At 68.5% G+C, this 25,531-nt stretch carries 20 protein-coding genes; 12 read left to right on the top strand and 8 right to left on the bottom strand.

Annotated features, from left to right (window positions below; genetic code table 11):
- Window positions 1–16 precede the first annotated feature (16 nt).
- The 4 genes from EDC29_RS10055 to nikB are packed head-to-tail and all read left to right on the top strand — an operon-like array spanning window position 17 to window position 3,390.
- Window positions 17–484, top strand: coding sequence for a CYTH domain-containing protein (locus EDC29_RS10055; protein WP_123141292.1), 468 nt, complete (start codon window positions 17–19; stop codon window positions 482–484).
- A complete protein-coding gene (locus tag EDC29_RS10060) occupies window positions 481–1,986 on the top strand; it encodes an ABC transporter substrate-binding protein (protein ID WP_132229720.1) in 1,506 nt (501 codons plus the stop codon). The genes EDC29_RS10055 and EDC29_RS10060 overlap by 4 nt, the downstream gene beginning before the upstream one ends.
- Window positions 1,986–2,471, top strand: a complete 486-nt coding sequence (locus tag EDC29_RS10065; RefSeq protein WP_132229722.1) for a L,D-transpeptidase — start codon at window positions 1,986–1,988, stop codon at window positions 2,469–2,471. The genes EDC29_RS10060 and EDC29_RS10065 overlap by 1 nt, the downstream gene beginning before the upstream one ends.
- Window position 2,472: 1 nt before the next feature.
- Window positions 2,473–3,390 (top strand): nickel ABC transporter permease, encoded by a 918-nt coding sequence (gene nikB, locus EDC29_RS10070; RefSeq protein WP_132229724.1) that lies wholly within the window; start codon window positions 2,473–2,475, stop codon window positions 3,388–3,390.
- On the opposite strand, the gene EDC29_RS10075 is transcribed toward nikB, so the two are convergent.
- The gene (locus EDC29_RS10075) at window positions 3,391–4,653 is read right to left on the bottom strand and encodes a glucose-1-phosphate adenylyltransferase (protein WP_123142726.1); all 1,263 of its coding nucleotides are present in this window, start codon (window positions 4,651–4,653) and stop codon (window positions 3,391–3,393) included. It lies immediately after the preceding gene.
- 298 nt (window positions 4,654–4,951) lie between these two features.
- On the opposite strand from EDC29_RS10075, the gene gpmI reads away from it, so the two are divergent.
- The 4 genes from gpmI to EDC29_RS10095 all read left to right on the top strand — a co-directional run bounded on the left by gpmI (window position 4,952) and on the right by EDC29_RS10095 (window position 12,398).
- Window positions 4,952–6,496 (top strand): 2,3-bisphosphoglycerate-independent phosphoglycerate mutase, encoded by a 1,545-nt coding sequence (gene gpmI / locus EDC29_RS10080; RefSeq protein ID WP_132229726.1) that lies wholly within the window; start codon window positions 4,952–4,954, stop codon window positions 6,494–6,496.
- Window positions 6,497–6,499: 3 nt separating this feature from the next.
- A complete protein-coding gene (locus EDC29_RS10085; protein ID WP_123142725.1) occupies window positions 6,500–7,336 on the top strand; it encodes a thymidylate synthase in 837 nt (278 codons plus the stop codon).
- A gap of 34 nt (window positions 7,337–7,370) precedes the next feature.
- Window positions 7,371–8,390: a protease SohB gene (gene sohB / locus EDC29_RS10090; protein WP_123142724.1), complete on the top strand. Its 1,020-nt coding sequence runs from the start codon at window positions 7,371–7,373 to the stop codon at window positions 8,388–8,390.
- A gap of 345 nt (window positions 8,391–8,735) precedes the next feature.
- Window positions 8,736–12,398: a DUF1631 family protein gene (locus EDC29_RS10095; RefSeq protein WP_165913489.1), complete on the top strand. Its 3,663-nt coding sequence runs from the start codon at window positions 8,736–8,738 to the stop codon at window positions 12,396–12,398.
- A gap of 8 nt (window positions 12,399–12,406) precedes the next feature.
- On the opposite strand, the gene EDC29_RS10100 is transcribed toward EDC29_RS10095, so the two are convergent.
- Entirely contained in the window at window positions 12,407–12,898 is a 492-nt protein-coding gene (locus EDC29_RS10100) for a DUF7931 domain-containing protein (RefSeq protein ID WP_132229730.1), read from the bottom strand.
- A 376-nt stretch (window positions 12,899–13,274) separates the two neighbouring features.
- On the opposite strand from EDC29_RS10100, the gene EDC29_RS10105 reads away from it, so the two are divergent.
- The gene (locus EDC29_RS10105) at window positions 13,275–13,841 is read left to right on the top strand and encodes an OmpA family protein (protein ID WP_123141282.1); all 567 of its coding nucleotides are present in this window, start codon (window positions 13,275–13,277) and stop codon (window positions 13,839–13,841) included.
- Window positions 13,842–14,130: 289 nt separating this feature from the next.
- Here the strand turns inward: EDC29_RS10105 and purB are convergent, their stop codons facing one another.
- The 4 genes from purB to mnmA all read right to left on the bottom strand — a co-directional run bounded on the left by purB (window position 14,131) and on the right by mnmA (window position 20,404).
- Window positions 14,131–15,495, bottom strand: a complete 1,365-nt coding sequence (purB, locus tag EDC29_RS10110; protein ID WP_123141302.1) for an adenylosuccinate lyase — start codon at window positions 15,493–15,495, stop codon at window positions 14,131–14,133.
- A 318-nt stretch (window positions 15,496–15,813) separates the two neighbouring features.
- Window positions 15,814–18,477 carry an aconitate hydratase AcnA gene (gene acnA, locus EDC29_RS10115; RefSeq protein WP_123142722.1) on the bottom strand — a complete coding sequence of 888 codons (2,664 nt, stop codon included), beginning with the start codon at window positions 18,475–18,477 and terminating at the stop codon, window positions 15,814–15,816.
- 158 nt (window positions 18,478–18,635) lie between these two features.
- The gene (hflD, locus tag EDC29_RS10120; RefSeq protein WP_123141280.1) at window positions 18,636–19,262 is read right to left on the bottom strand and encodes a high frequency lysogenization protein HflD; all 627 of its coding nucleotides are present in this window, start codon (window positions 19,260–19,262) and stop codon (window positions 18,636–18,638) included.
- 23 nt (window positions 19,263–19,285) lie between these two features.
- The gene (gene mnmA, locus EDC29_RS10125) at window positions 19,286–20,404 is read right to left on the bottom strand and encodes a tRNA 2-thiouridine(34) synthase MnmA (RefSeq protein ID WP_132229732.1); all 1,119 of its coding nucleotides are present in this window, start codon (window positions 20,402–20,404) and stop codon (window positions 19,286–19,288) included.
- Window positions 20,405–20,566: 162 nt separating this feature from the next.
- On the opposite strand from mnmA, the gene icd reads away from it, so the two are divergent.
- Window positions 20,567–21,820 (top strand): NADP-dependent isocitrate dehydrogenase, encoded by a 1,254-nt coding sequence (gene icd / locus EDC29_RS10130; RefSeq protein WP_132229734.1) that lies wholly within the window; start codon window positions 20,567–20,569, stop codon window positions 21,818–21,820.
- Window positions 21,821–21,911: 91 nt separating this feature from the next.
- On the opposite strand, the gene EDC29_RS10135 is transcribed toward icd, so the two are convergent.
- Window positions 21,912–22,118, bottom strand: coding sequence for a cold-shock protein (locus EDC29_RS10135; RefSeq protein WP_005223619.1), 207 nt, complete (start codon window positions 22,116–22,118; stop codon window positions 21,912–21,914).
- A 246-nt stretch (window positions 22,119–22,364) separates the two neighbouring features.
- On the opposite strand from EDC29_RS10135, the gene clpS reads away from it, so the two are divergent.
- A complete protein-coding gene (gene clpS, locus EDC29_RS10140) occupies window positions 22,365–22,688 on the top strand; it encodes an ATP-dependent Clp protease adapter ClpS (protein ID WP_123141277.1) in 324 nt (107 codons plus the stop codon).
- A 73-nt stretch (window positions 22,689–22,761) separates the two neighbouring features.
- On the top strand, window positions 22,762–25,023 hold the full coding sequence (gene clpA, locus EDC29_RS10145) for an ATP-dependent Clp protease ATP-binding subunit ClpA (protein ID WP_132229736.1): 2,262 nt from the start codon (window positions 22,762–22,764) through the stop codon (window positions 25,021–25,023).
- A 213-nt stretch (window positions 25,024–25,236) separates the two neighbouring features.
- Here clpA and infA read toward each other — a convergent pair whose 3' ends face one another.
- A complete protein-coding gene (gene infA, locus EDC29_RS10150) occupies window positions 25,237–25,455 on the bottom strand; it encodes a translation initiation factor IF-1 (RefSeq protein ID WP_005223622.1) in 219 nt (72 codons plus the stop codon).
- Window positions 25,456–25,531: the final 76 nt, after the last annotated feature.

Raw genomic sequence — 25,531 nt, forward strand, 5'->3', positions numbered from 1 at the left:
ATCCTGGAGGTCAGTCATGGCAATCGAGATCGAACGCAAGTTCCTGGTGCGCGACGCCGGCTGGCGCGAGGCGGTCAGCCGCAGCACCCGCATGGTGCAGGGCTATCTGGTGGCCGAGCCGGGGTTGACGCTGCGGGTGCGGATCGCCGGCGAGCAGGCCTTCCTCACCCTCAAGGGGGCGAGCCGCGGCATCGCCCGCGCCGAGTACGAGTACCCCGTCCCGGTGGCCGACGCCGAGGCGATGCTGCGCGATCTGGCCTGCACCGCGCTGGTCGAGAAGGTGCGTCATCTGGTGACGGTCGCGGGCCGGGTGTGGGAGGTCGACGAGTTCGCCGGGGCCAACGCCGGACTGGTGCTCGCCGAGCTCGAACTCGAGGACGAACGGGCCGTCTTCGTCCGCCCCGACTGGCTCGGCGAGGAGGTCAGCGACGACCCGCGCTACTTCAACGCGCGCCTCGCCCGTCACCCCTACCGCGACTGGTGAGCGGCGCGCGGTCGCTCGCGCTCGGCGCCGCCGCCGTGCTCGGCGGCTGCGCCCGGGGGGCGCGCGAGGACGCGGTGATCCGCTTCGCGGTGGCGCGCCCGCCGCGCAACCTCGATCCCCGTCTGGCCACCGACGCCACCTCCGAGCGGGTCAACCGGCTGCTATATCGCACCCTGGTACGGCTCGACGCGGCCGCCCGGCCGGTGCCCGGGCTGGCGCGCTGGGAGCAGCTGGGGGCGACCCGTTACCGCTTTCGGCTCGGCGAGCAGGGGCGTCTGTTCAGCGACGGCAGCCGGCTCACCGCGCACGATGTCGTCGCCACCCTGGCCTCGATCCGCGCGCCGGGCTCGCGCTCGCCGCACCGCGCCGCGCTCGCCGGGATCGCGGCGCTGCGCGCGCGCGACGACGACACCCTGGAGCTGGCGCTGCACGCGCCCGACACGGCGCTGCCGAGTCGGCTGGTGCTCGCGGTGCTGCCGGCGGCGGCGATCGCCCGCGACCACCCCTTCGTCACCGCGCCGATCGGCAGCGGACCGCTGCGTCTGGTCGAGCGACCCGGCCCCGACGCGCTGCTGCTCGAACGACGCGCCGACGGTCAGCGGATCGCGCTGGTGACGGTACGCGACCCCAGCGTGCGGGTGATGAAGCTGTTGCGCGGCGAGGTCGATCTGTTGCAGGGCGACCTGCCGCCCGAGCTGGTCGATCATCTGGCGCGCGCGCCGGGCATCGCGGTGCGCGCCGTGCCCGGCGCCAACCTCTCCTATCTCGGCTTCAATCTCGAAGACCCGCGCACCGGCTCCCTGGCGGTGCGTCGCGCCATCGCCCAGGCGATCGACCGCCCCCTGCTGATCGACACCCTGCTCGGTGGTCGCGCGCGACTCGCCGAGTCGATCCTGCCGCCCGAGCACTGGGCGGGGCGGGGCGATCTCGCGCCCTGGCCTCATGACCCCGAGCGCGCCCGAGCGTTGCTCGCGGGCGCCGGGTTCGGCCCCGGGAACCCGTTGCGCCTGACCCTGAAGACCTCGAGCGATCCCTTCCGGCTGCGCCTGGCCGGGGCGCTGCAGGCGCAGCTCGCCGCGGCCGGGATCGCGCTGGCGGTGCAGGGGCACGACTGGGGGACCTTCTTCGGCGACGTCAAGGCCGGGCGCTTCAGCCTCTATGCGCTGACCTGGGTCGGGGTGCGAAGCCCCGACATCTTCCGCTACGCGCTGCACTCCGAATCGCTGCCGCCGGGGGGCGCCAATCGGGGGCGCTATCGCAACGCCTCGGTCGACCGGCTGATTGCGACCGCGGCGCGCGCGCCCTCGCTTGCCGCCGCGCGCGCGCCCTATGCCGCGCTGCAGGCGATCGTCCATGCCGAGCTGGCGTTGGTGCCGTTGTGGTACGAGGATCAGGTGGCGGCGCAGCGCGCGACCATTCGCGGCTATCGACCGGCCGGCGACGGCAACTATGATGGGCTGGCGCAGGTCGTGCGCGTCCCGGTCGCAGCAGAGGAGGAGTGATGAGCGAGCGCCGTATCCTGATCGATGTCCCTACCCAGACCCTGACCCTGTCGGCCGGCACGCGCGTGCTCGCCCGCTACCCGGTCTCGACCGGGCGCAACGGGGTCGGTGAGCGCAACGGCAGCGGTTGCACCCCGCGCGGGCTGCACCGGGTGCGCGCACGCATCGGCGATGGCTGCGCGCCGGGGACGGTGTTCCGGGGCCGCCGACCCACCGGCGAGATCTGCGACGCGGCGCTGCGCGCCGCCCACCCCGGGCGCGACTGGATCACCACCCGCATCCTCTGGCTCACCGGCTGCGAGCCGGGGCGCAACCGCGGCGGCGAGGTCGACACCCTGCGCCGCTATATCTACATCCACGGCACCCCGCCGAGCGAGCCGCTCGGCGAGCCGCGCTCGCACGGCTGCATCCGTATGCACGACGCGGGGCTGATCGCGCTCTTCGATCAGACCCCGGTCGGTACCCCGGTGGAGATCCGCGGCTGAGATGGGCGCGCTGCTCGGGCGTCTCGGCGAGGCGGCGGCGAGCCTGCTCGGGGTCTGCACCCTGGTGTTCCTGCTCATCCATCTGGTGCCGGGCGATCCGGTGGCGGCGATGCTGGGGGAGGGCGCGCGCGCGGTCGATCAGATCGAGCTGCGCGCCGCGCTCGGGCTCGATCGGCCGCTGTGGACGCAGTACCTGGACTATCTCGGCGGGCTCGCGCGGCTCGATCTCGGGGCCTCGCTGCACAGCGGTCGGGCGGTGACGGCGCTGCTCGCCGAGCGCGCCGGGCCGACCCTGGAGCTGGCCGTGGCCGCGCTCGCCCTGGCGGTGGTGGTGGCGCTGCCGCTCGGGGTGCTGGCGGCGCTGCATCAGGGGGGATGGATCGATCGCGTCGCGATGGGCTTCTCCATGCTCGGCGCGGCGATCCCCAACTTCTGGCTCGGGCCGCTGCTGATCCTGGTCTGCTCGCTGTGGCTCGGGTGGACGCCGGTGAGCGGGCGCGACGGGCCGCTGTCGCTGCTGCTCCCGGCGCTGACCCTGGGCACCGGGCTGGCGGCGGTGCTGGCGCGGATGGTGCGGTCGAGCCTGCTCGAGGTGCTCGGCGAGGACTATGTGCGTACCGCCCGCGCCAAGGGCGCGGGACCGGTGCGGGTGTTGTGGCGCCACGCCCTGCGCAACGCCTGGCTGCCGGTGCTCACCCTGCTCGGGCTGCAGTTCGGCGCGCTGCTCGGCGGTGCGGTGATCACCGAGACGGTGTTCGCCTGGCCGGGGCTCGGCAGCCTGGTGGTGGAGTCGATCCAGGCGCGCGACTACCCGCTGGTGCAGGGCGCGGTGCTGGTGATCGCGCTCGCCTATCTCGTCGTCAACACCCTCACCGACCTGCTCTATCTCGCCCTCGATCCGCGTATCCGCAGCCGTTGATCACTCCGAGTAGCGTCCGCGCGAGTTGGCGTCGCGCACGTCGCGGGCGTAGTAGCTCAGCTGTCCCATCGGCACCACCGTCACCCCGCCGGGGCTGATCTGGAAGCGTTCGGCGTCGCGGTCGCGGTCGAAGCCGATGCTGTCGCCCGGCTCGATCATGTTGTGACGATCGACGATGACGTTGCGCAGCCGGGCGCCGCGCCCGATGCGCACGTAGTCCATGATCACGCAGTTGTCGAGCTCGACGTCCTCCTCGATCACCGTCTCGCGACGGATGATCGAGTCGCGCACCCGCGCCCCCTCGTGGATCACCGTGGCCGCGCCGAGCAGGGTGTTGCGCACCTCGCCGCCGAGCAGCTTGGCCACCGGGCCCTGGTAGTTGCTGGAGAAGATCGGCCACTCGGGGTTGAACATGTCGAAGGCGGGATCGGCGCCGAGCACGTCCTTGTGGGCGTCGAAGTAGGCGTCGATGGTGCCGACGTCGCGCCAGTAGACCTGGTCCTCGTAGGGTTGGATGCCGGGGATGCGGTTGGTCGAGAAGTCGTAGGCGTAGAGCCTGTGGGTGCGCAGCAGACGCGGCAGCACGTGCTGGCCGAAATCGGTCTCGCCGGCGTCGCGACAGGCCTTGAGCGCCTCGAGCAGCACCTCGGTGTCGAAGATGTAGTTGCCCATCGAGGCGAAGGCCATCGCCGGGTCGTGGGGCATCGGGGTGGGGGAGGCCGGTTTCTCCTCGAAGCCCTGGATGCGTCCCTCGGGATCGGCGGCGATGACGCCGAAGCTCGCGGCCTCGGCCAGCGGCACCGGCAGCGCGGCGATGGTGACGTCGGCCTGGCGCTCGCGATGGAAGGCGAGCATCTGGCGCACGTCCATGCGATAGATGTGATCGGCGCCGAATACCGCGACCCGGTCGGGGCGGTGTTCCTCGATCAGGTTGATGTTCTGGTTGACCGCGTCGGCGGTGCCCTGGAACCAGTGCTGCCCGGAGAGCATCTGCGGCGGCACCACGGTGACGAACTGGCTCTGCAGCAGCGGCGAGATGGTCCAGGCCTTGCGCACGTGCTCGATGAGCGACTGCGACTTGTACTGCACCAGCAGATAGATGGTCTGGATCTGCGAGTTGACCAGGTTGCTGAGCACGAAGTCGACGATGCGATAGCGCGAGCCGAAGGGCACCGAGGGTTTGGAGCGGGCGGCGGTGAGCGGCTGCAGGCGCGAGCCCTGGCCGCCGGCCATGACGAAGGCGATGATGCGATCGGTGTTCATAGTGTGCTCTCCTCCGGGCCCGTGCCGGGCGGTCTGTTGTCGTGGCGGTGGTGCTGCATCCCGGCCGGACCGATCGGGGCCGGATTCTTGCGCCGATCATAAACCTGTCACCTTAAGGTTTCTTGATGATCGTCATCGATGCGTCCATCTCTGTGCAAAAGGGGGCATGGAGGTCCGGAATCGGGGCGCGACGGGCGATCGACGACCGTCAGCGGTTAAACTAGACGGTTTTCCAGTCGTGTGGACCCATCCCGGTGCCGCGTCCCCACGAACCCGACCGTGTTCCGAGGAGAGAGCGATGAGCGACCCCATGCAGCAACTGCCCCGTCGTCCGGTGATCCTGATCATCCTGGACGGCTTCGGCGTCAACCCGGCCAAGGCCAACAACGCGGTCGCGATCGCCGACACCCCCAACCTCGATCGCTACTTCTCCAGCCATCCGCACACCACGCTGATGGCCTCGGGGCAGGCGGTAGGGCTGCCCGACGGGCAGATGGGCAACTCCGAGGTCGGTCACATGTCGATCGGCTCGGGCTGTGTGGTGCGTCAGGACCTGGTGCTGATCGACGACGCCGTCGCCGACGGTAGCTTCTACGACAACGCCACGCTGATCGCCGCGGCGCGCGCTGCGGCCGCGGCCGAGCGGCCGGTGCAGCTGATGGGACTGGTCTCCGACGGCGGCGTGCACAGTCACGTCAACCACCTCGCGGCGCTGATCGAACTGTGCCGCCGTCAGGGAGCGCGCGCCCAGGTGCATCTGTTCGCCGATGGGCGCGATACCCCGCCGCGCTCGGTGCTCGGCTATCTCGATGCCTTCGAGCCGGCGTTGCGCGAGGCCGGCGGTCAGATCGCCACGGTCAGCGGTCGCTTCTATGCGATGGATCGCGATAACCGCTGGGAGCGCACCGAGCAGGCCTGGCGCGCCATGGTCGACGGCGAGGGGCGGCGCGCGGCCGACGCGCGCGCGGCGATCGCCGCGGCCTATGAGGCCGGCGAGGACGACGAGTTCATCGTGCCGACGGTGCTCGAGGGCGCCGAGCTGATCCGCGACGGCGATCAGGTGATCCACTTCAACTTCCGCAAGGACCGCCCGCGCCAGCTGGTCGCCGCCTTTGCCGATCCCGCGTTCGCCGCATTCGACCGCCGCGGGGTGACCGGCGTGCGGGTCACCGGGATGATGGAATACGACCCCAAGTACGGCCTGCCCGCGGCCTTTGCCAGCGACGCGCCGCGCACCACCCTCGGCGGGGTGCTCGCCGAGGCCGGGCTGGCGCAGTTCCACTGTGCCGAGACCGAGAAGTACGCCCATGTCACCTTCTTCTTCAACGGCGGCGAGAACGAGCCGCTGTCGGGTGAGGAGCGGGTGCTGATCCCCTCGCCCAAGGTCGCCACCTACGACCTGCAGCCGGAGATGAGCGCTCCCGAGGTCGCCGACACCCTGGTCGAGGTGCTCGGGCGGCGCGCCTTCCCCTTCGTCGTCGCCAACTTCGCCAACGGCGACATGGTCGGCCATACCGCGGTGCGCGAGTCGGTGATCCGCGCCGTCGAGACCCTGGACCGCGAGGTCGGGCGGGTGCTCGACGCCGCCGTCGCCGCCGGCTACTCGGTGATCCTCACCGCCGATCACGGCAACTGCGACGAGATGGTCGACCCGGTCACCGGCGCGCCGCACACCCAGCACACCACCTATCCGGTGCCCTGCCTGGTGATCGACGAGCAGCCCTGGCGGTTGTCGCTCAGTGGCGCACTCAAGGATCTTGCGCCGACGGTGCTGGCGCTGATGGGACTCGATCCCGACCCGCGCATGGACGGGCGCTCGCTGCTGCTCGGTCCGGTGGGCTGAGCGATGCGCGTCTATCTTGATTTGCTGCGCGACGTGATCGACAACGGTCACGATCGCGACGACCGTACCGGGGTCGGGACCCGCTCGGTGTTCGGGCGTCAGGTGCGCTTCGATCTCGCCGCGGGCTTCCCACTGCTCACCACCAAGCGCGTCCACCTCAAGAGCGTGGTCCACGAGCTGCTGTGGTTCCTCTCGGGCTCGACCAATGCCGCCGACCTGCAGCGCCACGGGGTCAGTATCTGGGACGAGTGGGCCGCGCCGGACGGCGACCTGGGGCCGGTCTACGGTGCCCAGTGGCGCAGCTGGCCGGCGCCCGACGGGCGTCGCATCGATCAGCTCGCCGAGCTGCTCGAGGCGATCCGCGAGCGTCCGCACTCGCGTCGGTTGGTGGTCAGCGCCTGGAACCCGGCCGACCTTCCCGACGAGGGGCTCGGGCCGCAGGACAACGTCGCCGCCGGGCGCATGGCGCTCGCCCCCTGTCACTGTCTGTTCCAGTTCCAGGTGGCCGGCGGACGGCTGTCCTGCCAGCTCTACCAGCGCAGCGCCGACCTCTTCCTCGGCGTGCCCTTCAACATCGCCAGCTACGCCCTGCTCACGGCGATGATCGCCCAGCAATGCGATCTCGAGCCCGGCGAGTTCATCCACACCTTCGGCGACCTGCATCTCTACCGCAATCACCTCACCGACGACATCGTCCATGCCCAGCTCGCGCGCGAGCCCCGGGCGCTGCCGCGGTTGCGGCTGCAGCGGGCGCCGAGCCTGTTCGACTACCGCTATGAGGACGTGGTCATCGAGGGCTATGACCCGCACCCGGTGATCCGCGCGCCGATCGCGGTCTGATGTCCTGTCGCCCGTTGCCCGAGGATCCCCCGCGATGCCGCCATTGATGGAGTTGTTGTTCGACTACGGATTGTTTCTCGCCAAGACCCTGACGCTGCTGCTGGCGTTTGCCGCGCTGCTGCTGATCCTGGCGCGTGCCCGCGGTGCCGGAGATGCGTCCTCCCCGGTGCGGCTCGAGGTCGTCGATCTCGGGGCGCGGCTGCGCGAGCAGGCCGCGCGGCTGCGTGAGGCGACCCTCGCGGGCAAGGCGCTGCGCGCGTACCGCAAGGCCGAGCGCAAGCGCGACAAGGCGCGCGCCCAGGAGATCGCGACCCGCCCCCGACTGTTCGTGATCGACTTCAAGGGGGATATCCGCGCCAGCGCGGCCGCCGCGCTGCGCGCCCAGGTCAGCGCTCTGCTGCTCGAGGCGCGGCCCGAGGACGAGGTGCTGGTACGCCTCGACAATGCCGGTGGCATGGTCACCGAGCACGGCCTGGCCGCCTCGCAGCTGGCGCGGCTGCGCGAGCGCGGCATCCGCCTGACGGTGGCGGTCGACAAGGTCGCGGCCAGTGGCGGTTACCTGATGGCCTGTGTCGCCGATCGCATCATCGCCGCGCCCTTCGCGGTGATCGGCTCGATCGGGGTACTCGCCGAAATCCCCAACTTCCACCGTCTGCTCGAGCGCCACGGGGTCGACTTCGAGCTGCACACCGCCGGCGAGCACAAGCGCACCCTGACCCTGTTCGGCGAGAACACCGAGGAGGGACGGCGCAAGCTGCGCGAGCAGCTCGAGGAGACCCATGCGCTGTTCAAGCGTTTCGTCGCCGACTACCGCCCCGCGCTCGACCTCGATCGGGTCGCCACCGGCGAGTACTGGCACGGCGCGCGCGCCGTCGAACTGGGCCTGGTCGACGCCATCCAGACCAGCGACGACTATCTGCTCGCCGCGCGCGACAGCCACACCCTGCTGGGGCTGCGCTGGCGCGAGCGCAAGGCCCCGCTCGAGCGGCTGATCGAGGGCGGGCGATCCGTGCTCGAACAGGGCGTGGCGCACTGGTGGCGGTCCGGCGGCTGAGTCCTCGGGAGGCGCGCGCACGCGGTGGGGCGGGAGCTGGCACCGACCGTCACAAAGGCGCAAACTAGCGCACATCGGGTCGGGTACCAATGGAGTTCACCGCTCTGACCCCGCAGGGAATAGCCTGGATGATGCGCGAGGAGAGTCACGAGGAACGCCGAGTCAGGGAGGTTGCGGTCAGCGACCGCCGCGGTCGGGGGCGTCTCGCGTCTTTGCTTGTGTGGTGTTGCATGATTGAAATCAGTGTTGGTGGGGACGTCTCGGTCGATGCGGGGCGGCTCGCCCCCGGGTGTCCCGGGCCGTCGCTCGGCGGGGTGGCCGATGTCCGGGGTTGAGGGCGCAAAGGTGTCGGAGCGTCGGCGTCAGCGCCGCACCCCGGTCGATCTCCCCGCCGAGCTCCGTGCCCCTCATCAGCCCCTGCTCGCCTGCCGGGTCCGTAATCTCTGCAGCGGAGGCGCGTTGCTCGACATGGGCGAGCACGAGGCCGAGCTGCGTGTCGGCGCCGGCGAGCGTTGCGAGGTCCGCTTCAGGGTGGCGCTCGATGGCCGGCAACGCACCCTGCAGGCGGTGGTGGTGCTGGTGCATCGGGCCGAGCACGGGCTGGGCGCGCGTTTCATCCACTTCGCCGCCAATGGCCAGATGCATCTGGAGCGTTTTCTCGCCGGCTTGAGTGCGTCGCCACGACGTGGCGCCGAGGCGAACGGTGCGGCGCGGGCGCGAGGGCTGCTCGAGCAGGTCGGTCGCGCGCGGTTGCCGCCGTTGTTCGATGCCTTGCTCGAGACCCTGATCGATGCGCTGTGGATGCACGCGGAGCGTGCCGCGAACGATGCCCAGCGCGCCCGTTTCGTCGGTGAGCTCGGCCAGCTCGGTCGTACCATCCAGGCCGGGAGCCTGGCGCGGGGTCTGACCGACGAGGTGCTCGATGGCTTGATCTTCGCGCCGACGCAGCGGTTGTCCGACTCCACCGATGAGGCGCCCGGGCAGGCCGCGCTGTCGCTGGTCGAACCACATGAGTTCGAGTTGTGGCTGGCGCGCTCCGAGCTGGTCAACCGACTCGAGCAGGAGCTTGCCGAGGTGCTGCGATCATTGCGCGGGCATCTCGTCGGGGTCTTCGGCGACGCCCAGGTCGCGCTGGAGCCGGAGCCGTTGGTCGAGGCCCTGGCCGGGGCGCTGCGTCGTGGCGGGCTGGAGGACGAGCTGCTCGGACGCGCCCTGCGGCTCGCCGCCACGCCGCTGGTGGGTAACCTCGGCGCCTTCTATCGCGAGCTGTTGCAGCTGTGGCGCGAGCACGGGCTGCCGGCGTGCGCGCCGCCGCCGTTGCGGTCACCCCCTCGAGAGCGGGAGGCTGCGCCATCGTCTGTCGCCTCGCCGCTGCCGAGGCCAGAAGGGCAGGCGGATGCGACCGGGGCGCCGGCGCGAGCCAGGTCCGCGGGACTTGGCCTCGGCGAGTTGCTGACCCGGTTGCAGACGGGGGGCGTGGATGGCGAGGCCGGAGCCGACCTCGACGCCATGGCGCGATTGCTGGCCGCGCGCACGACTGGGACCGGCGATCCGGGGCGTCTGCGTGCACCGAGGGTGCGCGAGCGGGTCGAGGTGACCGACCAGATGCTCTCGCAGATCCTCGACGACCCGCACGCCCCCCAGGGCATCAAGGCGTTGATCCGGCGGTTGTCGATCCACTTCCTGGCGATGGCGGTCAGTGACCCCGGCCGACCGGGCGAGCATGACACCCACCCGCTGGTCGGGCTGATGGATCAGCTCGAGCAGCTCTCCTCCTTCCTGCTCAACGGCGAGGCCGATGACCGTGCCTTGAGCGGCGAACTCGAGGAGTTCGTCCATCGTCTGGTGATCACCGACGCCGGTGATCTCGACACCCTGCGTGCCATCTCTTCCGGCCTGCAGTCACTGCGCGAGCGTGTCGGGTCGCGTTATCGCGCCAATGTCTCGCGCTGGGTCGGCGCCAACGAGGCGCGCGAGTGCGAGCGGCGCGCCCATGAGCGGGTGCGCCAGCGTCTGCAGTCCAGCTTCGGCGGTGAGCCGGTGCATCCGCTGTTGCCGACCCTGCTCGATGCCGGCTGGCGGATGCTGCTCGAGTCGGTCTGCAACTATGCCGGGATCGACGGCGCGCGCTGGCGTCATTACTGGATGCCGCTGTGGACACTGCACCGCGCCAGTCGTGGCGAGACCGAGGTCGAGGACATCCAGGCGTTGGTGGCGACCCTGTACGAGGGGTTGATCTATATCGGTCACGATCCGTTCGGGGCCGAGTCGCTGGTCGAGCGGGTCGAGCAGGTGCTGCGTCGGGCCGCGCGCGGGGCGCTCGATCGCGAGGACTGGGTGGTGTTCGCCATCGATCCGCCGGAAGAGGCCGAGGCGGCGCTTCAGGAGCCCCCGAGCGGGGTGTCCGAGGCCGACTGGCAGGCGGCCCGTGAGCGGATCGAGCAGCTTGCCCTGGGCTCCGTGGTGTGGCTGACCGAGCAGGGTGGCGAGCGCGCCTACCGGCTGATCTGGCGCAGCGAGGACGGGCGTCGTCTGGCGCTGAGCGACCCGATGGGTCGGCGTGTCCGCACCTTCACCCCCGAGCGTCTGGCCGCCGCCCTGGCCGAGTCGCGGGCGCGGGTCGAGGCGCCGCCGCGCCAACCGCTGATGCAGCGCGCCACCGAGGCGACCCTGAGCGAACTCGGCGAGCAGGTGCGCGCGCAGACCGTGGAGGACTCGCTGACCGGGCTGCCCGGCCAGCGTTGTCTGGTCGGGGTGCTCACCGGGCTGCTGAGCCGCACCGCCGCGCCCTGTCCGCATCTGCTCGGTTTTCTCGAACTCGATCGCTTCGATCTGCTGACCGCAGCCCACGGCTATGCCGCCGGCGAGCGGCTGCTGGCGCTGATGGCCGAGCGGCTGCGGGCGCTGCTGCCCGATGCCCCCTGTCTGGCCTATCTCGGCTGGAACCGCTTCGCGTTGATCGCGCCTGCCGAAGGTGTCGAGGCGGCGCAGGCCAGCGCCGAGCGGATACGCGAGGCGCTCGAGGCGGTCTCGCTCACCTGGCTGGGACGGGTCCTGCAGGTCTCGGTGAGCCTCGGGGTGGCTCTGGTCGATGCTGCGTCGGAGAGCCCGGAAGGGGTGCTCTCCGCGGCCAATGTCGCCTGTCTCGCCGCCCAGCACAGCGGCGGTGGTCGGGTGGTGTGCTATGCCGAGGACGATGTCCAGGTCGCCGCGCAGCTCGAGCGCATGCGTGGCTGGGCCCAGGCCGAGGAGGCGATCAAGTCGGGCCGCAAGCGGTTGCGGTTGCAACCGATCGCGACGGTGGGGGAAGGGCCTGAGCACGGCGCCTTTCATCATGGCGAGGTGTTGCTCAGCGTCTATGACGCCGACGATGCCCCGCTACCGCTGGCGGCCTTCATCGCCGCGGCCGAGGCGATGAACCTGATGCACGAGGTCGACCGTCAGGTGATCGAGGAGACGCTGCGCTGGTTGCACGACAACCCCGAGCTGGCGCGCGCCTACGGCGGCGTGGCGATCAACCTCTCCGGTCAGTCGCTGAGCGATCCCGGGCTCGACGCCTTCATCCGTGGGGCCTTCGCGCGTTGGCAGGTGGCGCCGGGACTGGTCGGCTTCGAGGTCACCGAGACCGCAGCCATCGTCCATCTCGATCAGGCGGTGCGGCTGCTCGAGTCGCTCCAGTCGATGGGCTGTCCGATCTCGCTCGACGACTTCGGCTCGGGGATGTCCTCCTACGGTTATCTCAAGCAGTTGCCGGTCGACTTCGTCAAGATCGACGGCTCCTTCGTCAAGGATATCCTCAGCAACCCGCACGACCGGGCGATCGTCAAGTCGTTCAACGAGATCGCGCACTTCATGGGCAAGGAGACCATCGCCGAGTACGTCGAGAACCAGGAGATCCTGGCGCTGCTGCGCGAACTCGGGGTCGACTACGTCCAGGGCTACGGGATTGCGCGCCCCTGCTTCGTCGACGAGCTCGATCCGCCTGCGGCGGTGTGTGCGACGGCCTGATCCCACCTCTATAGATACAGCCGGTCGATCTCGCGGTCGCTGTCGCTGCGCTCCCACATCTGCATGAAGCTCTCGCGGAGTCGTCGTGCCTCGGGGGTGTCGGCGGCGGCCGCGGTCGCGCGCTGGCCGTCGGCGCGGTGCCGATGGACATAGCCCCGGGCATCGACGACGAGAAAGGCGTCGGTACGCGTGCGGTCGTCATCCCCGCTGCGCCGGATGGCGATCCGTGAGGTGAGGCGACGTGCCAGTTCGATCAGGCGATGCCCCTGCTGGAGCGCGTCGCGGGTCTCGTTGACCAGGATGCGCACCGGGAGGTCGGGGCGTTCGAGCGCGAGTCGTCGTATCGCTTCGAGCAAGGCTGGCTGGTCGTAGAGATCGGGCTCGAGGTGGGGGCCGAAGATCAACAGCTCGCGCCGCGCCTGGGTCGCCAGCGCGATGGCAGCGTCGCGGATCGATGCACGTGTCTCGAGAGGGGAGGGCTCGGTGTTGGCGCTGGTCATGAACGCTGCTCCATGGCGAGGGACGACAGGGTGTTGGTTTCCGGACATTTCCGGCCCCGGGGAGGTCGTGGCGATGCGGCGCCGGCGCTGTCAGTAGCTAGCTGTTGTTTTCTGATGACTTTCGTTGTAAATATGTTGCGGTCGGCGAAAAAAGTTGCACTTTTGCGGCGGCTGTAGGCTAGAATGTCTGTGTCCCGAGTGTGGTCCCTGGGGTTCACGGGGTCTGGATCGGATTGAAAACCCGCGTCGGGGGCCAGACATTCAGCATCTGGTGAGATCAACGCACCACGTTGTTGCTTTTTGCTGACATGTGCTACAGCTTGTTAACCTGTCGCCGATCGGACCACTCACCCACCTGAAACAGGAAACCGTGAAGATGCGCAAATTCAAACAGTCCTCCCGCGCCGCGGCCGCCGCTGCCTCCCTGGCCTTGGTCTTGGGCGCCCCGCTGGCGGCCAATGCCGCCGACATGATGGACCACTTCTGGTCGGCCAAGCCGACCGGGACCGCTTGGGTCACCGGTTACGGCGAGTGCTGGCAGAGCACCCAGGGTCCGAACGACCTCGAGCCCTGCGTCAAGCCGGTGCCGGCCGAGTTCGTGGTGCGTCTGAACTTCGAGTTCGACAAGTACCGTATCGAGAACGTGGTCAACGATACCGAGCTGGCGCGTCTCGACGACTACATCGCCGACGTCAACGCCACCCAGTCGCGCGAGCAGCTCACCCTGGTCGGTCACACCGACGCCAAGGGTTCGGAAGCCTACAACGATACCCTGGGGCTGAACCGCGCCAATGCGGTGCGTGACTACATGGTCTCCAAGGGCATCCCGGCGAGCGATATCGTTTCCGTCGAGAGCCGTGGCGAGCGCGATATGCTGCCCGAGTTCGACGTCTACTCGGTCAAGCAGCGTCGCGTGACCATTCGCTCCGAGGTCGAGGGCTGATTCAGCGCCCTCACCGCGCGCCAGGGATCGGCGCCCGCCGCTCCAAGCCGACACGCCGATACGGCCTCACGGTCGGTCGGCGTGTGTGGCGACCCGCCGCGCACTCCGAACTCCACCGTTTTCAGTCGTTCGTCCGGTCTTGCCGGGCGACGCAAGGGTCCAGTTGAGCCCCACTCCCCCCCGACAGGGGCTTGATGGAAGGCCGGTCACGCTCCCCGCGTGACCGGCCTATTTTTTTCGCTGCCCGAGCCCACCGTGGTCGCGCCAGGCGACCACGGTGATCCCGGGTTCAGCTCTCGCGTGCCAGCCGGACGGCGTCGCCGAGATAGCTCGCCGGGGTCAGCGCCTTGAGCTCGGCCTTGGCCGCCTCGGGGATCTCCAGCCCGTCGACGAACTCGGCCAGCGCCTCGGGGCCGATGCGGTGACCGCGGGTCAGCGCCTTGAGCTTCTCGTAGGGCTTGTCGACGCCATAGCGACGCATCACCGTCTGGATCGGTTCGGCGAGTACCTCCCAGTTGTCGTCGAGGTCAGCGGCCATGCGCTCGGGGTTGGCCTCGAGCTTGCCGATGCCCTTGAGCGCCGACTGCAGCGCAATGGTGACGTGGGCGAAGCCGACGCCGAGGTTGCGCAGTACGGTCGAGTCGGTGAGGTCACGCTGCCAGCGCGAGATCGGCAGCTTGCCGGCGAGGTGCTCGAGGATGGCATTGGCGATGCCGAGGTTGCCCTCGGCGTTCTCGAAGTCGATCGGGTTGACCTTGTGCGGCATGGTCGAGGAGCCGACCTCGCCGGCGACGGTGCGCTGCTTGAAGTAGCCGACCGAGATGTAGCCCCAGACGTCACGGCAGAAGTCGATCAGCACGTTGTCGAAGCGCACCACCGCGTCGAACAGCTCGGCCATGTAGTCGTGCGGCTCGATCTGGATGGTGTAGGGGTTCCAGGTCAGGCCCAGCGACTCGACGAAGCCCTGGGCGAAGCCCGGCCAGTCGACCTCGGGGTAGGCGACACGGTGGGCGTTGTAGTTGCCGACGGCGCCATTGATCTTGCCGAGCAGGGCGACCTCGGCGCAGCGTGCACGCTGCCCCTGCAGGCGCCGTGCGACATTGGCCATCTCCTTGCCCAGGGTGGTGGGCGAGGCCGGCTGGCCGTGGGTGCGCGAGAGCATCGGCTGCTCGGCGTAGCGCTGGGCGAGCTCCTGGATCGCGCCGATGACCTGGTCCATCTCGTCGAGCAGTTGCGCGCGCCCGCGCGCGAGCATCAGCCCGTGGGAGAGGTTGTTGATGTCCTCGGAGGTGCAGGCGAAGTGGATGAACTCACCCACGGCGGCGAGCTCGGGCAGCTCGGCGGTGCGCTCCTTGAGGAAGTACTCGACGGCCTTGACGTCGTGGTTGGTGGTGCGCTCGATGGTCTTGATGCGCTCGGCCTCGGCGAGGCCGAAATCGGCGACGATGGCATCGAGGTGCTGATTGGCCGCGTCCGAGAAGGCGGGGATCTCGGGGATCTGGGGGTGCGCGGCCAGTGCCTGCAGCCAGCGCACCTCGACCTGCACGCGATGGCGGATCAACCCATACTCGCTGAAGATCTCCCGCAGCGCGGTGGTCTTGTTGCCATAGCGGCCGTCGACGGGGGAGATGGCGGTGAGTGAGGATAGCTCCATCGGCATGAGTGACTCCGGGTGGTGATGTTCGGTGTCCGGCTGGCTCTGCGCAGCGACGGACGGGTTGTTGGGTGGGGGCGACGTCGTCAGTGGCGACGTCCTCATCCGTGATGCGCGGCTGACGGGTTGCGGCCCGCGCGCGGCGCTGGCGGCGCCTCGTCGTGGCGCGGTGCTGTGTCCATTATGGCGCGCTCGTCAGCGCAGCGCTCAGGGCGCGCGGCGAATTTCGCCTGCACACAACGCAGATCGCCCGAGCCCCGGACGGGGGACTCGGGCGATCGTGCCGGGGCGCCGCGCGCGGCGCCCGTGGGGTCGGCCTCAGCCTGCGGCCAGCTTGCGCAGCACGTAGTGCAGGATGCCGCCGTTGCGATAGTAATCGACCTCGTTGGGGGTGTCGATCCGCACCTTGGCGGTGAAGCGCTTGACGCTGCCGTCGGCGGCGGTGGCGGTGACCTCGACCTGCTTGGCCTCGCCGTTGTTGAGGCCCTGGATGTCGAAGGTCTCGGTGCCGGTGAGGCCGAGCGACTCGGCGCTGTCGCCGTTGATGAACTCCAGCGGCAGGATGCCCATGCCGACGAGGTTGGAGCGGTGGATGCGCTCGTAGCTCTCGGCGATCACCGCGCGCACCCCGAGCAGACGGGGACCCTTGGCCGCCCAGTCACGCGAGGAACCCGAGCCATACTCCTTGCCCGCGACCACGATCGCCGGGGTGCCTTCCTCCTGATAGCGCATCGCGGCGTCGAAGATCGACATCTGCTCGCCGCTCGGCTGGTGCAGGGTGACGCCGCCCTCGGTGCCGGGGGCCATCAGGTTGCGCAGGCGGATGTTGGCGAAGGTGCCGCGCATCATCACCTCGTGGTTGCCGCGCCGCGAGCCCAGGCTGTTGAAGTCCTTGGGATCGACGCCCTTCTCGATCAGGTACTTGCCTGCCGGGGAGTCGGGCTTGATGGCGCCGGCCGGGGAGATGTGGTCGGTGGTGATGGAGTTGCCGAGCAGCGCCAGACAGCGCGCGCCGGTGATGTCACCGACCGGGGCGACGTCGAGCGACATGCCCGCGAAGTAGGGCGGGTTCTTGATGTAGGTCGACTCGGGCCAGTCGTAGGTGTCGGTCTGCGGCGCCTCGAGACCCTGCCAGCGGGCGTCGCCGGAGAACACGTCGGCGTAGGCGGCGGTGAACTCCTCGGCGGTGACGAAGTCGCGGATCGCACCGCTGACCTCGGCCTCGCTCGGCCAGATGTCCTTGAGATAGACCGGGTTGCCCTTGGCGTCGGTGGCCAGCGGATCGTTGAACGGGTCGATGTCGATGCGTCCGGCGATGGCGTAGGCGACCACCAGCGGCGGGCTGGCGAGGTAGTTCATGCGCACCTCGGCGTGCACCCGGCCCTCGAAGTTACGGTTGCCCGAGAGGATCGAGACGGCGCACAGGTCGTTGTCGGCGATCGCCTTGGAGATCGGCGCCGGCAGCGGGCCGGTGTTGCCGATGCAGACGGTGCAGCCATAGCCGACGTTGTGGAAGCCGAGCGCCTTGAGCGGCTCGGTGAGCCCGGCGCGGTCGAGATAGCGGGTGACCGCCATCGAGCCGGGACCGAAGGCGGTCTTGACCCAGGGGGCGCGCTCGAGACCGAGCGCGGCGGCCTTCTTGGCGACCAGACCGGCGGCGATCAGCACGCTCGGGTTCGAGGTGTTGGTGCAGGAGGTGATGGCGGCGACCACGATGGAGCCGTCGGAGAGTTCGAACTGCTTGCCGTCGAGCTCGACCTTGGCCGGACCCTTGGTGGGGATGCCGCGCTCCTCCTTGAGGGCCGAGAGGGCCTTGGGGAAGTGCTCGGTGATGGTGTCGAGGGCGACGCGGTCCTGCGGGCGCTTGGGGCCGGCGAGCGAGGGCACGACGTCGCCGAGATCCAGCTCGAGGGTCTCGGAATAGTCGGCCTCGGCGGCCTCGGCGGTGTGCCACACGCCCTGCGCCTTGCAGTAGGCCTCGACCAGGGCGATCTGCTCCTCGCTGCGACCGGTCAGGCGCAGGTAGTCGAGGGTGATCTGGTCGATCGGGAAGAGACCGCAGGTGGCGCCGTACTCGGGACCCATGTTGGCGATGGTGTTGCGCTCGCCCATCGGCAGCACGCTGATCGCCGGGCCGTAGAACTCGACGAACTTGCCGACCACGCCGTGCTGGCGCAGCCGCTCGACGATGGTCAGCACCAGATCGGTGGCGGTGACGCCCTCGCGCAGCTTGCCGGTGAGCTTGAAGCCGACGACCTTGGGCACGAGCATCGAGATCGGCTGGCCGAGCATCGAGGCCTCGGCCTCGATGCCGCCGACGCCCCAGCCGAGCACGCCGATGCCGTTGACCATGGTGGTGTGCGAGTCGGTGCCGACACAGGTGTCGAAGTAGGCCTGGGTGGCGCTGCCGGCATCCTTGGCGAAGATCAGGCGCGAGAGGTACTCGACGTTGACCTGGTGGACGATGCCGGTGTCGGGCGGCACCACCTTGAAGCCGTCGAGCGCGTTCTGGCCCCACTTGAGGAACTGGTAGCGCTCGCGGTTGCGCTGGAACTCGAGCTCGGCGTTGAGCGCGAAGGCGTCGTCGGAGCCGAAGTGATCGACCTGCACCGAGTGATCGATGACCAGCTCGGCGGGCTGCTGCGGGGTGATCTTGCTCGGGTCGCCGCCGAGCTTGGCCATGGCGTCGCGCATCGCCGCCAGGTCGACCACCGCGGGCACACCGGTGAAGTCCTGCATCAGCACGCGCGCCGGACGGTACTGGATCTCCTTGGAGGGCTCGGCCTTGGCGTCCCAGTTGGAGAAGAACTCGATGTCCTCGCGGTTGACGGTGACCCCATCCTCATTGCGCAGCAGGTTCTCGAGCAGGATCTTGATCGAGTAGGGCAGGCGCTCGCTGCCGGGGACGGCGTCGAGACGGTAGATCTCGTAGTCCTTGCCGGCAACACTCAGGGTGGACTTGGCGTTGAAGCTGTTGGTCATGCAATGGCTCCGGATGTGGCTATCGTCATTTCGCGCAAACGCGAAATTCTAGCGTCCAGGAGGGCGGCGCGCCATACACCGTGCGCTGACGGGGCGCGGCGGATCCCTCCGGGCGGGTGTTGGCGGGGCGTGTTCAGGCCCCGTCGGATGAAGGCGGTTCAGTCTTCGTGACGGTCGAGATAGGTGCGCGCGTCGTCGAGGATCTGGCGGTTGCGCAGCAGCAGGTGCCAGCGCGAGCCGCCGACCTGGCGCCACAGCATGGCGGCGCGGATGCCGGCGAGCAGCAGCGCGCGTACCCGGCTCTGGTTGTCGGGGTTGCCGAGGTGCAGCTCGTTGCCCTGGACCATGACCCGCGGGGTCAGGGTGCTGATGGTCTCGCTGTAGAGGTCGGCGAAGTGACCGAGGATCGCCGGGTGCAGCAGCGGGAAGTGTTCGAGCTTGTCGCGCGCCGCCTCGATGCCCTCGCCGAGTCGGGCGAGTCGTCCGGGTTCGCGCGCGAGCGCACGCTCGAGTCGGATCAGGGTCACCACGTAGCGGGTGAGTTCGAGGTTGCGCTCGGGTTGTCCGGTGAGCTGGGCGATGACCTGGCGCGCGCCGGGGGCGAGTGCGCCGGGCGCGCCGAAGACCGCGGCGGTGCTCTCGGCATCGACCTGGAGCAGGCTGTAGATGCACGGCTCCATCATCTCCACATCGGCGCTGCCGCGGTGGGCGATGCGGGTGACGCAGGCGGCGGCCTGGTGGAGTCCGGCGAAGGCGATGAGCCGGTCGAGGTTGTCGTAAGGCATGGGGCTGGATTCTCCGGTGCGGCTCAGGGCGCGGCGTGCTCGACCACGGCGCCGCCGAGACAGGCCTCGCCCTGATAGAAGACGATCGACTGGCCCGGGGTCACCGCGCGCTGCGGTGCGGCGAAGCGCACCCGGCAGCCCTCGGGGCCGAGGGTCTCGACGGTGCAGCGCTGCAGCGGCTGACGGTGACGCAGTCGCGCCAGACAGTCGAAGGGGGCGGCGGCGGGGGGCTCCCCGGCGATCCAGTGTGGTGGCTGGGCGTGCAGCGATCCGGCCATCAGCAGCGGATGGTGCTTGCCCTGGACGACGATCAGGCGGTTGTGCTCCTGGTCCTTGGCGGCGACGAACCAGGGGGCCTCGTCGCCCCCGGCGATGCCGCCGATGCCGAGCCCCTGACGCTGGCCGATGGTGTAGTAGGCCAGTCCGTGATGCTCGCCGAGCACCTGCCCCTCGGGGGTCTCGATCGGCCCTGGGGTGCGATCGACATAGCGCGCGAGGAACTCCCCGAAGCGCCGCTCGCCGATGAAGCAGATCCCGGTGCTGTCCTTCTTCGCGGCGTTGGCCAGGCCGAGCCGGCGGGCGATGGCGCGCACCTCGGGCTTGCTGAGGTCGTGCAGCGGGAAGCGGGTGTGGGCGAGTTGGTGCTGGTCGAGCAGATGGAGGAAGTAGGTCTGGTCCTTGTTGGCGTCGGCGCACAGACAGAGTCGATGGCCGCTCGCGCCGTGCTCGACCCGGGCATAGTGGCCGGTGGCGATGGCCTCGGCGCCGAGGTCCAGGGCGTGTTCGAGGAAGGCAGCGAACTTGATCTCGCGGTTACACAGGATGTCGGGATTGGGGGTGCGCAGCGCTCGGTACTCGGCGAGGAAGTGCTCGAACACCCGATCCCAGTACTCGGTGGCGAAGTTGACGGTGTGCAGGCGGATGCCGAGCCGTTCGGCGACGGCGCGCGCATCGGCCAGGTCCTCGGCAGCGGCGCAATAGCCGCCGTGCGGGTCGTCGTCCTCTTCCCAGTTCTTCATGAACAGCGCCTCGACCTGATGGCCCTGTTCGAGCAGACGGTGGGCGGCGACGGCCGAGTCGACACCGCCGGAGAGGCCGATGATGATGCGTTCTGGGCGAGATCGGGCGGCGCGGACGGTCATGGCGCTATCAGGGGTAAGAGGACGGATGGGGCGTGCGTCGGACACATCCCGTCGGCCTGGGCGACGGCGGGACGCGCTGCCGATGTGGCATCGGGTCTGCGCAACGAGTAAACGAGGATGGTAGCATATTCCTTTTTGATCACCCGATAGAGAAAACTGCTCATGGCCTACGACAAGATTTCTGTCCCCAACGGCGAGAAGATTCAGGTCAACGCCGATCTGTCGCTCAATGTGCCCGACCGTCCCATCATCCCCTTCATCGAGGGTGACGGCATCGGTGTCGACGTCACCCCGGTGATGCGCTCGGTGGTCGACGCTGCCGTCGAGAAGGCCTACGGCGGCGCGCGCAAGATCGAGTGGATGGAGATCTACGCCGGCGAGAAGTCGACCCGCACCTATGGCGAGGACGTGTGGCTGCCGGAGGAGACCCTGGCGGCGGTCAAGGAGTTCGTGGTCTCGATCAAGGGGCCGCTCACCACGCCGGTCGGCGGCGGTATCCGCTCGCTCAACGTCGCCCTGCGCCAGCAGCTCGATCTCTATGTCTGCCTGCGCCCGGTGCGCTACTTCAACGGCACCCCGAGCCCGCTGAAGAAGCCCGAGGACACCGATATGGTGATCTTCCGCGAGAACTCGGAGGACATCTATGCCGGCATCGAGTGGCAGCAGGGCAGCGCCGAGGCCGAGCGTCTGGTCGACTTCCTGCGCGAGCAGATGGGGGTGACCAAGATCCGCTTCCCCGAGACCTCCGGCATCGGCATCAAGCCGGTCTCGAAGGAGGGCACCGAGCGTCTGGTGCGTCAGGCCATCCAGTACGCGATCGACAACGATCGTCCGTCGGTGACCCTGGTGCACAAGGGCAACATCATGAAGTTCACCGAGGGTGCCTTCAAGGACTGGGGCTATGCCCTGGCCAAGGCCGAGTTCGGTGCCACCGAACTCGACGGCGGTCCCTGGTGCAGCTTCAAGAACCCCAAGACCGGTCGCGAGATCGTGATCAAGGACGTCATCGCCGACGCCTTCCTGCAGCAGATCCTGCTGCGTCCGAAGGAGTACTCGGTGATCGCCACCCTCAACCTCAACGGCGACTACATCTCCGATGCGCTGGCCGCGCAGGTCGGTGGTATCGGCATGGCGCCGGGTGCCAACCTCTCGGACTCGGTGGCGATGTTCGAGGCGACCCACGGTACCGCGCCGAAGTACGCCGGCAAGGACCAGGTCAACCCCAGCTCGCTGATCCTCTCGGCCGAGATGATGCTGCGCCACCTCGGCTGGACCGAGGCCGCCGACCTGATCATCAAGGGTGTCGAGGGCGCGATCGAGGCCAAGCAGGTCACCTATGACCTGGACCGACTGATGGAAGGCGCCACCAAGCTCAGCTGCTCGGGCTTTGGCCGGGCCGTGATCGAGCGCATGTAAGGCGTGAAACGTGCGAGGGGCGCGACCCTGACGGATCGCGCCCCTCGGCATGATGGTCCGGGGCACGGCGGCTCCGGACCGTGATCAGGTGTCAGCTGAGACGATGCACCTTGGCCGCGTGCAGGCCCTTCGGCCCCTGGTTCAACTCGAATTGCACCTTCTGTCCCTCCCTGAGCGTCTTGTAGCCCTCCATGTCGATCGCCGAGAAGTGGACAAAGACGTCTTCGTCTCGCCCATCGGGTTGCACGAACCCGTAGCCCTTTGCGTTATTGAACCATTTAACGACTCCGGTGATCATTGGCGCAGTCCTCCAGGGTTTGCGGGTCTTGCCTTGGTGGTCGATCATCGCTTTTTGTTGTCAGGCGCCATTGCCTTGAATCGGCTCCCTGGCACCCTAGTTCGCTAGTATAGTGAACTGTTTTCGTTGGTCAAACAGGGCGTCGCGCGGTTCCGCGCCGCCGTTGATCGGTCCCCTCGGGGCGCGCATGTGCAGTGCGTTGGCCGGCCTGACGCCCCCTCAATCCTTTGTCTAGAATCCGCAATCATGAGTGACGATATTCCGAGCGAGGACGGCGAGTCCGGGCTGACGTTGCAGGAGGCCCGCCCGCAGTTGCGCCGCCCCCCACAGTTCAAGGTCCTGCTGCTCAACGACGACTACACCCCGATGGACTTCGTGGTCGAGGTGCTCGAGGGCTTCTTCGGTATGAATCGCGAGAAGGCGACCCAAGTTATGCTCCAGGTGCATACGCGTGGGGTCGGGGTCTGCGGCGTCTACACCAAGGATATCGCCGAGACCAAGGTCGCCCAGGTCAACGACTACGCCCGTACCAACCAGCATCCGCTGATGTGCACCATGGAAGAGGCTTGAAATCGGCGCCGCGCGCGCGCATGGCGGCACTCAACCACCACGGTTTTCTCAACCCCCTGCTTGGAACAGGTCGATGCTGAGCAAAGAACTCGAATTTTCGCTGAACCGGGCCTTCAAGGAGGCGCGCGAGAAGCATCATGAATACATGACCGTCGAGCACATGCTGCTGTCGTTGCTCGACAATCCCACCGCCGCGCGCGTGCTCAGGGCCTGTGGCGCGGATGCCGAGCGGTTGCGTCGCGAGATCTCGTCGTTCATCGACGAGACCACGCCGCTGATCCCCGAGCACGAGGATCGCGACACCCAGCCGACGCTCGGCTTCCAGCGGGTGTTGCAGCGCGCGGTGTTCCACGTCCAGTCGGCGGGCAAGAAGGAGGTCACCGGGGCCAACGTGCTGGTGGCGCTGTTCAGCGAGCAGGACTCGCAGGCGGTCTATCTGCTCAACCAGCAGGACATCACCCGCCTCGATGTCGTCAACTTCATCTCCCACGGCATCTCCAAGGTCCCCGGCGAGACCCAGGAGGACGAGGTGCCGGGCGAGGTCGACGAGTCGCGCGCCGAGGACAAGGAGAACGCCAGCCCGCTCGAGAGCTTTGCGACCAACCTCAACGAGCTGGCGCGTCAGGGGCGGATCGATCCGCTGATCGGTCGCGCCGCCGAGGTCGAGCGCACGGTGCAGATTCTTTGCCGGCGGCGCAAGAACAACCCGCTGTTCGTCGGCGAGGCCGGCGTCGGCAAGACCGCCATCGCCGAGGGGCTGGCGAAGAAGATCGTCGATGGTGACGTACCCGAGGTGCTGGAGTCGGCGGTGATCTACTCCCTCGATCTCGGCGGCCTGGTGGCCGGCACCAAGTATCGCGGCGACTTCGAGAAGCGACTCAAGTCGGTGCTCGCCCAGCTCAAGCGTCAGCCGCACGCGATCCTCTTCATCGACGAGATCCACACCATCATCGGCGCCGGCTCGGCCTCGGGCGGGGTGATGGACGCCTCCAACCTGATCAAGCCGGTGCTCGCCTCGGGCGATCTGCGCTGCATCGGCTCGACCACCTATCAGGAGTATCGTGGCATCTTCGAGAAGGACCGCGCGCTGGCGCGCCGCTTCCAGAAGATCGACGTGCCCGAGCCGAGTGTCGAGGAGACGGTGGAGATCCTCAAGGGGCTGAAGTCGCGCTTCGAGCAGCACCACCAGGTGACCTACACCAGTACCGCGCTGCGCGCCGCGGCCGAACTGGCCAACCGTCATATCAACGATCGTCATCTGCCCGACAAGGCGATCGACGTCATCGACGAGGCCGGGGCCAACGTCCAGCTCAAGAGTGGCGCCAAGCGGCGCAAGCGCATCGACGTCGCCGATGTCGAGGCGATCGTCGCCAAGATCGCGCGCATCCCGCCGAAGCGGGTCTCGGCCTCCGACGCCGAGGCGCTGAAGAACCTCGATCGCGATCTCAAGATGGTGGTCTATGGCCAGGATCCGGCCATCGAGGTGCTGACCTCCTCGATCCGCATGAGCCGCTCCGGGCTCGGCAGTCTCGAGCGCCCGATCGGCTCCTTCCTGTTCACCGGTCCGACCGGCGTCGGCAAGACCGAGGTCACCCGTCAGCTCGCACGCATCCTCGGCATGGAGCTGATCCGCTTCGATATGTCCGAGTACATGGAGCGTCACACCGTCTCGCGGCTGATCGGCGCGCCGCCGGGCTATGTCGGCTTCGATCAGGGCGGGCTGCTCACCGAGGAGGTCAACAAGCATCCGCACGCGGTGCTGTTGCTCGACGAGATCGAGAAGGCCCACCCCGATGTCTTCAACCTGCTGTTGCAGGTGATGGACCACGGCAGCCTCACCGACAACAACGGGCGCAAGGCCGACTTCCGTAACGTGGTGCTGGTGATGACCACCAACGCCGGCGCCGAGGAGACGGCGCGGCGCTCGATCGGCTTCACCGAGCAGGATCACTCGAGCGACGGGCTGGAGGCGCTCAAGCGCTATTTCTCGCCGGAGTTCCGCAACCGTCTCGACGCCGTGGTGCAGTTCTCGCCGCTGGCCGAATCGACCGTCGCCAACGTGGTCGACAAGTTCATCTTCGAGCTCGAGCAGCAGCTCGAGGAGAAGAAGGTGGCGCTCAGTGTGGATCAGGACGCCCGTGCCTGGCTCGGTGCCAAGGGCTACGATCCGCAGATGGGTGCACGCCCGATGGCGCGGGTGATCCAGAACCACATCAAGAAGCCGCTCGCCAGCGAGCTGCTGTTCGGCACGCTTGCCAATGGCGGTCAGGTGCGGGTGGGGGTGCGCGACGACGCGCTCGCCTTCGAGATCAACGGCGAGTGGCGTGAGCTATAGGTGCTGGTCGATGGGGTGACGTGGCGGCGAGCAGGTCCCTCGCCGTGGCGGCGCCGTCAGTCTCGGCGATGACCAACCGCGACGCGCAGCCCCGCCGTGCCGACTCGGCCCGATGGCGAGCGGCGAGGTCGCGTGTGACGGTTCGCGCGGTTGCGCGATGAGTCCGGGCGCTCGGCGAGAGCCGGCGCGCGCATGCCCGACGGGCAGGCGTGATCAGCGGGCGCGGTAGACGATGCGGCCCTTGGTGAGGTCGTAAGGGGTCAGCTCGACGGTGACCTTGTCGCCGGTGAGGATGCGGATGTAGTGCTTGCGCATCTTGCCGGAGATATGGGCGGTCACGGTGTGGCCGTTCTCGAGCTCGACCCGAAACACGGTATTGGGCAGGGTCTCGGTGACCGTGCCTTCCATTTGAATGACGTCGTCTTTTGCCATAGTCGAATTACTGAAGACAGCTCCGTTTTTAAAGCCGCCGGATTATACCATATCCATTGTGTCGATCACCGTCGAT

The sequence above is a fragment of the Marichromatium gracile genome, assembly GCF_004343155.1.
Lineage (GTDB): Bacteria > Pseudomonadota > Gammaproteobacteria > Chromatiales > Chromatiaceae > Marichromatium > Marichromatium gracile.